The 6,797-nt window shown below is 49.0% G+C and carries 5 protein-coding genes and 1 pseudogene; 4 read left to right on the top strand and 2 right to left on the bottom strand.

Going from position 1 to position 6,797, the window contains the following annotated elements:
• Positions 1 to 76: 76 nt before the first annotated feature.
• Entirely contained in the window at positions 77 to 1,156 is a 1,080-nt protein-coding gene (gene xerS, locus FYJ62_RS02560) for a tyrosine recombinase XerS (RefSeq protein ID WP_154547418.1), read from the top strand.
• A gap of 53 nt (positions 1,157 to 1,209) precedes the next feature.
• Here xerS and FYJ62_RS02565 read toward each other — a convergent pair whose 3' ends face one another.
• Together FYJ62_RS02565 and FYJ62_RS02570 are read right to left on the bottom strand one after the other, a co-directional pair.
• On the bottom strand, positions 1,210 to 2,496 hold the full coding sequence (locus tag FYJ62_RS02565) for a dihydroorotase (protein ID WP_154547420.1): 1,287 nt from the start codon (positions 2,494 to 2,496) through the stop codon (positions 1,210 to 1,212).
• Positions 2,496 to 3,497 carry an aspartate carbamoyltransferase catalytic subunit gene (locus FYJ62_RS02570; protein WP_154547422.1) on the bottom strand — a complete coding sequence of 334 codons (1,002 nt, stop codon included), beginning with the start codon at positions 3,495 to 3,497 and terminating at the stop codon, positions 2,496 to 2,498. The genes FYJ62_RS02565 and FYJ62_RS02570 overlap by 1 nt, the downstream gene beginning before the upstream one ends.
• A 426-nt stretch (positions 3,498 to 3,923) precedes the next feature.
• Here FYJ62_RS02570 and FYJ62_RS02575 point away from each other — a divergent pair, with 426 nt between their 5' ends.
• The 3 genes and pseudogenes from FYJ62_RS02575 to FYJ62_RS02585 form a co-directional block, all read left to right on the top strand.
• On the top strand, positions 3,924 to 4,445 hold the full coding sequence (locus tag FYJ62_RS02575; RefSeq protein WP_154547424.1) for a nitroreductase family protein: 522 nt from the start codon (positions 3,924 to 3,926) through the stop codon (positions 4,443 to 4,445).
• A gap of 1,324 nt (positions 4,446 to 5,769) precedes the next feature.
• Positions 5,770 to 6,195: pseudogene (locus FYJ62_RS02580) on the top strand (IS982 family transposase); the annotation flags it as partial.
• A 141-nt stretch (positions 6,196 to 6,336) separates the two neighbouring features.
• Positions 6,337 to 6,797 (top strand): transposase (locus tag FYJ62_RS02585; protein WP_195837375.1); only part of this gene is annotated, 461 nt, incomplete at its 3' end.

Consider the following 6,797-nt stretch of genomic DNA (forward strand, 5'->3'; position numbering starts at 1 on the left):
TCGCTTTTCTAGTATTCTGTGACATAGAGAATGACGATCAAACGTTTGTGTCAAAAAGAAGATTAGTGAGGCTAGTATGGAAACCAAGAAATATTTGTCGCTGATTGACCAAGAGCTGGCCAAGATGCCCGACTTCGTGCGCGACTACCAGTTGCAGAACCGGCATTCTTTGACCACCAGCTACCAATATCTGACTGAAATCCGCCGCTTCTTTAACTGGCTGCGGACTGAAGGCCTGGCTAAAGCCTCATGCAATCAGGAAATCGTCCCTTCTGACTTGGAGCGGCTGCGCCGGAGCGACATGATGCTCTACCTGGATCGCTTAAGCCATACCAAGAACCAGCAGGGACACCTTAATTCGCCGACCACGGTCAACCGCTCCATCAATGCCCTGCGCTCGCTCTTTAAATTCCTGACCATTACCTCTGAAGACAACAACGGCAAGCCTTATTTTGACCACAACGTGATGCTAAAAGTCAAGTCCCTGGCCTACACCAAGACCCTGAACTACCGGGCCCATGCCCTTGAAGCCCATATGTACACGGGAGACTTGAAGTATCAGTTTTTGGACTTCTTGGACAAGGAATATGAAGGTCTGTGCAAGGCCAGAGCCCTTTCAGCCTTTCGCCAGAACAAGGAGCGGGACATGGCGATCGTGGCCCTGATTCTGGGAACGGGCATCAGAGTTTCGGAATGTGCCGGGATTGACCTGAAAGACCTCAACCTGAAAGAAGCCACATTAGACGTGACCCGGAAGGGCGGCCAGCGGGACAGCGTCCCAATTGCCTCCTGGACCCTGCCTTATCTCAAAGCATATGCAGCCTTGCGGGAGCGCCGCTACCGCCCGGAAAAGGACAACCGTGCCTTCTTCTTGACCAACTATCACGGCCAATGCCGGCGAATGACCACCAACGCCATTGAAAAGATGGTTGGCAAATACTCAGCCGCCTTCGGCCATCCCCTGACCCCGCATAAGCTGCGCCATACCGTGGCTTCCGAGCTCTACCAGGTAACCAAGGACCAGGTCATGGTGGCCCAGCAGCTGGGGCAAAAGGGCACGACCGCGACCGACCTCTATACCCACGTCGACCAGACCGAGCAGCGCCGGGCGTTGAACGCTATCGCTGATCAGGACCAAAACAAACCGCGACAATAAGACAAAAAAGCGCATCCCCCTAAGCAAGGGATGTGCTTTTCTGTATTTATTTGCTAGTCGGCTAAGTGCTTGTTCTTGTAGACCAGCTTGCCGCTGACGAAGGTCAGCGCGGTCATGCCGTAGACTTCTTCGCCAGTAAATGGGGTATTTCTCCCCTTTGACAGATAGTCGTCTTCGTTGATGGTCTCCACGTGGTCCAGGTCAAAGACCGCGATGTCAGCTTCCTTTCCTGGAGCCAGCACGCCCGCGTCAAGGCCAAAGAGCTTAGCAGGCTGGTAGCTCATCAAGTCCAGGAGCAGCTCCAGGTCCATCGCCCCACTCTTGACGAACTTGGTGTAAAGGCAGGCAAAGGCCGTTTCATTGCCGATAATGCCAAAAGCTGCCTTGCGCATGTCTCCGGCTTTTTCTTCCAGGCTGTGCGGCGCGTGGTCGGTGGCGATCAGGTCAATCGTGCCATCAAGCAGGCCATCGATCAGGGCAGCCTGGTCTTCCACGCTTCTCAAAGGCGGATTCATCTTGTAGTAGCCGTTGTTGCCATTGATGTCTTCTTCGTTAAGGAGCAGGTGGTGCGGCGCGGCTTCAGCAGTAACGTTGATCCCGTATTCCTTAGCCAGGCGGACCAGCTCAACGCTTTCCTTGGTTGACACGTGGCAGACGTGGTAGTGGACGCCAGTTTCCTGGGCCAGGATCAGGTCGCGGGCTACCTGGGCTGATTCACTCACGCCCAAGATCCCTGGCAGGCCGAGCTCTTCAGCCCGCTTGCCGGCATTCATGACCCCCTTGTGGTAGAGAGAGTCATCTTGCACGTGCTCGCAGATCGGCAGGCCAACCTTGGCAGCCAGCTTCATGGCATCATACATGGTCCCGGCCTGCTGGATTCCCTTGCCGTCATTGCTGAAGGCAAAAGCACCAGCTTCCTTGAGCCCTTCCATGTCGACGACTTCATCACTGGTCAGGTCCTTGGTGATTGCCGCGTATTGGTACAAGTGGACCAGGCTGCTTTTCTGGTTCAGCTCAACCTGCTTCTTGAAGGTCTCCACGTCGTCTGGAACCGGGTCAACGTTTGGCATGGTGCAGACCGTTGTAAAGCCGCCTCTGGCAGCACCGGCAGACCCAGTCTTGATCGTTTCCTTATAAGTGAAGCCAGGCTCTCTGTAGTGTTCGTGAATGTCTACCAGACCTGGGGCAACCAGCTTGCCCTTGAGGTCAATGATTTCGTCTGGCTGGTCAGCTTCCAAGCCAAAGCCGATCGCCTTGATCTTAGTCCCGGCAATCAGCAAATCTTCCTCGTGGAGCTCGCCATCGATGTAGACCAAGCCGTTTTTCAAAAGAGTTGACATTATTCAAGTCCCCCAATCTTCCGTCCGCGCAGGACGGCTTCAATCATGGCCATTCTGACGAAGACCCCGTTTTGCATCTGGACGGCGTAGCGCGACTTAGGCGCTTCAACCAGGTTCCCGTCCCATTCAACGCCGCGGTTGATTGGACCTGGGTGCATGATGATCGCGCTGTCCTTCAGCAAGTCGTATCTTCTTTGGTTCAGGCCGTATTGTTCGTTGTAGGCAGCCGGGTCAAACAGCTCTTCCGTGTTGTCGCTGGTGTGGCGTTCGTGCTGCACCCGCAGGAGCATCAAGACGTCCACGTCGGCAATTTCGTCATCAATGTTTTTGACGTAGGTGCCGTAGTCGCCAAATTCCTTTGGGTCATACCAGTATTCTGGACCGGAGAAGTAGACCTTGGCCCCCAGCTTGTTCAGGATCTCCATGTTTGAGCGGGCAACGCGGGAGTTGGTCAGGTCGCCGACGATCATGACCTTTAAGCCGTCAAAGTGGCCAAATTCGTTGTAGATGGTCATCATGTCCAGCATGCTTTGTGAAGGGTGCTGGCCGGAACCGTCACCGGCGTTGACCAAGCCCATCTGAAGGTGCTGGCCGGCCTTTGGATGAATGATCTCATCGTAGTAGGCGTTCTTTGAGTGGCGGATGACGCTGAGCTCAATGCCAAGCGATGCCATGGTCAGCTCGGTGTCGTAGAGGCTTTCACCCTTTTTGACTGAAGAGTGCGCTGGATCGAATGGAATAGCGGTCAAGCCCAGGCGGCGTTCAGCAACTTCAAAGCTCGTGTGGGTTCTGGTGGAGTTTTCAAAAAACATGTTGACGCAGAAGACCGGCCGGCTAAGCTTCGGCACGGCTCCGCCTTTCTTGAAGTACTGAGCCCGGTGGATCAGGTTGAAGACGTCCTCGACATCCAATTGTTCTACACTGACGAAGTACGGCAGGCGAAGCAGCTTGTCGTCCTTGCTGGCATTAGTAGCATTTTGGTCCTTGGTAACTGATAACAATTTTGCAACTTCCTTTCGAGCTAATTGAGCTGGCACAAGCAAAAAGGCCATCCTGCCCTGCGTGGGTGCAAGATGGTCTTCCTCAATTCCGTCCGCGCCACTGGCTGATGCTGGCGGAAATAGCAGCTGACGCTGACAATAATCCGGACAATTGCCGAAATGGTGCTGCCTTTGTCTGCTGAATGAGCAACCTTCTTAGTCTCACGGGGCTAATTTTAAAGGTCATTTTGCGTTTTCTTAACTATATGATTTTTGCTGATTTTAGTCAAGCACTTTCGCGGGATTTTTCCAAAAGGCAACGTGATTTAAAATAACTTATTTTTTCTTTAGCAAAGGCTTAAAACTTCTTAATGCGTTTTCAATTAAAGCTGTTGTATAATTTTAAGCAGAAGGAACTTTGTGATCGCGATAGGAGGTAAATTCTATATGAAATTCAAGAAATTGCTTAAAAGTCGCAAGACTGTCAGAACCTACACGGGCAAGGCAGCCGACAAGAAAGATCTGCAGAAGATACTGGAAGCTGGTGAATACGCGCCAGCAGCCATGGGCAAGTACGAAAACTATCTGTTTACCGTAGTTACTGACAAGAAGCTTTTGAAGGCGATTGATCAAGAAGCTGCCATGATGTTTGGCGATCTCCACTCCCACCCTCTTTATGGGGTGCCAACTCTGATTCTGGTCTCAGCCAAGAAAGTTGATGAAATGGCTTGGGCCACTGCCGGCATTATGGGCCACAACATGGTCTTGGCTGCGGAAGACAAGGGCTATGGCGCATGCTACATTTACGGGGCAGTCGCTGCCCTGCGCAACCACCCAGAAACCATTGCTGACCTGGACCTGCCAGACGGCTTCACGCCGCTTTGCGGGGTTGGCGTCGGTGAAACGGAAGAAGAGCTGGAAAAGCGCGACATTGACAAGGAGCGCGTTGGGATTACTGAAGCCGAGTAAAAATAACGAATATTAACACTAAAAGCCTGGATGCTGGCTCAATGTCAGCAAGTTAAGCCAAGGCTTTGAGACGCTCATCTAAATCAGATGAGTGTCTCTTTTGTTTTAAGACATGCCTGATATGCGGCTATTTGTCTGATTTATTGAATTTTGTCGAAAATATTGAAAAAATATTCAACTGTGCTATCATTGAACTGATTTGAAGAAGAACAAGCTTTAAGAAAGAAGATGTCCAGACTAAGTAAGCTTTTACTCAAAGCGTTAATTTCTTTAGTTGCAGTCTGTGTGTTAGGTGCTATTCTCATTTCGGCCTCTCGACCAGAGTAAAGCTGCACTTCAGCGCGGACTATAAATAAAATAAGAGAGGCGGTCAGCCCCTCTTTTGTTTTTGAAGGAGTATTAAACCTAGCCAGGTTTTTGGCAAATCTAGAAGCTTCTCAACCCTTGCTATTACTGGATTCTTTCCAATCTAACCAGCTCTGATTAACCAAGAACAGAAAATGTTGCTACTAAATTCAGTGCAATATTTGGTGCAATGATTCGGATGCGTTCACAGGCTTCAACATGATACTAAAGACAATCTATGATAAAATTTAAGTAGTGATTTCTACTTTCTCCGCTTGCGTCAAGCAGGCGGTTCTTTTTTTGCATTTTTGTCGTTGGGGTCCTAAATCGGGACCGCTTCTTAAAATCCTGTGCCAGGATCCGCTACACTCGTTGTACAGTTTCTGGTCAATCGATTGACCACACTATCCATGCCAGGGGATGCGGCAAGCAGGGAGCAGAGAAGCAGAATCTGCTCCAGGACCAGGCGACAACACTATCCATGTACACTTAACCCGCAAGCGCTCCAGGGGCTCGAGAATGGCGTAATAAGCAAGATAGAAGCCAGCTCTGTTTTAGATGTGTTGAAAAAGTCGCTTTGTTTGTGTCTCTCTTTTAGGGGAGTAAAGAAACTCTGTTTACGCCGCCTTAAGTGCTTCAAAAGGGCAATTCAACCAATGGCTAGGGTATTTCTTTTAGAAGGATCCAGAAACTCCAAAAATGGCTTTCACGGGCCCAAAATAGGCCTTTTTTGTAATTTGCCGGGGCCCTGAACTTTGGGCGGCCTTAACGGGCGTACCTCAAGGTACAACCGTAGTTATATGCTAATTTCCCATAAATTACTACTCAAAGTGCTCTATCACTTGATATATCAACCTTTTAGAGAATTTCGTTGAGTTTAAGTTACAACTCAAAAAATATTATCTTAAACTTCGAAAAAAGCCGTAATAGTAGGTTTCTTAGACATTGAGTTGTAAAATCCTGGGAAATTAGCAACTAAGGTTTTAAAGGCCATTTTGCCGTATCTCAAGACGGGTATGTTCTTGGCTATGTAATCACCAAGGCATCAATCCACGATGCAAAAGAAGCAGAAGAATTGATTCTCAGTACCCGTCCCGAAGGGCACTTTATCTTAGGCGATGAAGGTTATATAGGCAAACGACTGCACGATGCCCTCAAGATAGACGGTTATATACTGTGAACACCTTATCGGAAAAATATGAAGGGTGCTAAGCAGCATAACAAAAGAGAGCTAATGGCAATTCGCAGAACAATCGAGAGTGTGTTTTCTGTACTAAAGTACTACGGAATTGAAAATATACATGCAAGAAGTGTAGATGGTTTCCAACAAACTGTCGAGATAATTGTACTAACTTACAATATCAGCTACATCCTACAGAGATATGGATTCAGCTTCTTCAACTAGCACCACCGTTTTTGTGGAGACCGTATAATCTTATGTGTAAGGATGAACAGTTCCTTAAAGTAAATCAAAATTGGGTATAAGAAAAGGGACTCCTTTTCCGTATAATTGATTTGAACACTATCAATACGAAAGGAATCCCTTATGACTGATTTTAACAGAGAATGCCTCAATGCGCTATTCGACAAGGAGAAATTTGACAAATTCATGCGGACTCAGCTCGAGGAAGGACTCAATCTGCTCCTGGAAAGCGAATTGACCGCCTTTCTTGGCTATAATCCCTACGATAGAAACGGCTGGAACTCTGGAAACTCCCGGAATGGAAGCTACTTTAGACAGATCAAGACGCAATTTGGGCCTATCAAGGTTCAAGTTCCCCGGGACAGAAACGGCGAGTTTCACCAACAAACTCTTCCTGCATATGGTCAGCACACCGATGCACTGGAATCCACTGTGATCCAGCTCTATTCGCATGGTGTAACAACCAGAGAGATCTCTGAGCTGATCGAGAAAATGTACGGCAGCTACTATTCTGCAGGCACCGTCTCAAACATCTCAAAGCAGGTAGCCAGTCAAGTTGAAAGCTATCATCAACGGCGCTTGAG

This window comes from Lactobacillus porci (genome assembly GCF_009695985.1).
Lineage (GTDB): Bacteria > Bacillota > Bacilli > Lactobacillales > Lactobacillaceae > Lactobacillus > Lactobacillus absianus.

Coding starts and splice junctions, on each gene's coding strand:
- xerS (WP_154547418.1), top strand. CDS start 77: ATGGAAACCAAGAAATATTTGTCGCTGATTGACCAAGAGCTGGCCAAG.
- FYJ62_RS02565 (WP_154547420.1), bottom strand. CDS start 2,496: ATGTCAACTCTTTTGAAAAACGGCTTGGTCTACATCGATGGCGAGCTC.
- FYJ62_RS02575 (WP_154547424.1), top strand. CDS start 3,924: ATGAAATTCAAGAAATTGCTTAAAAGTCGCAAGACTGTCAGAACCTAC.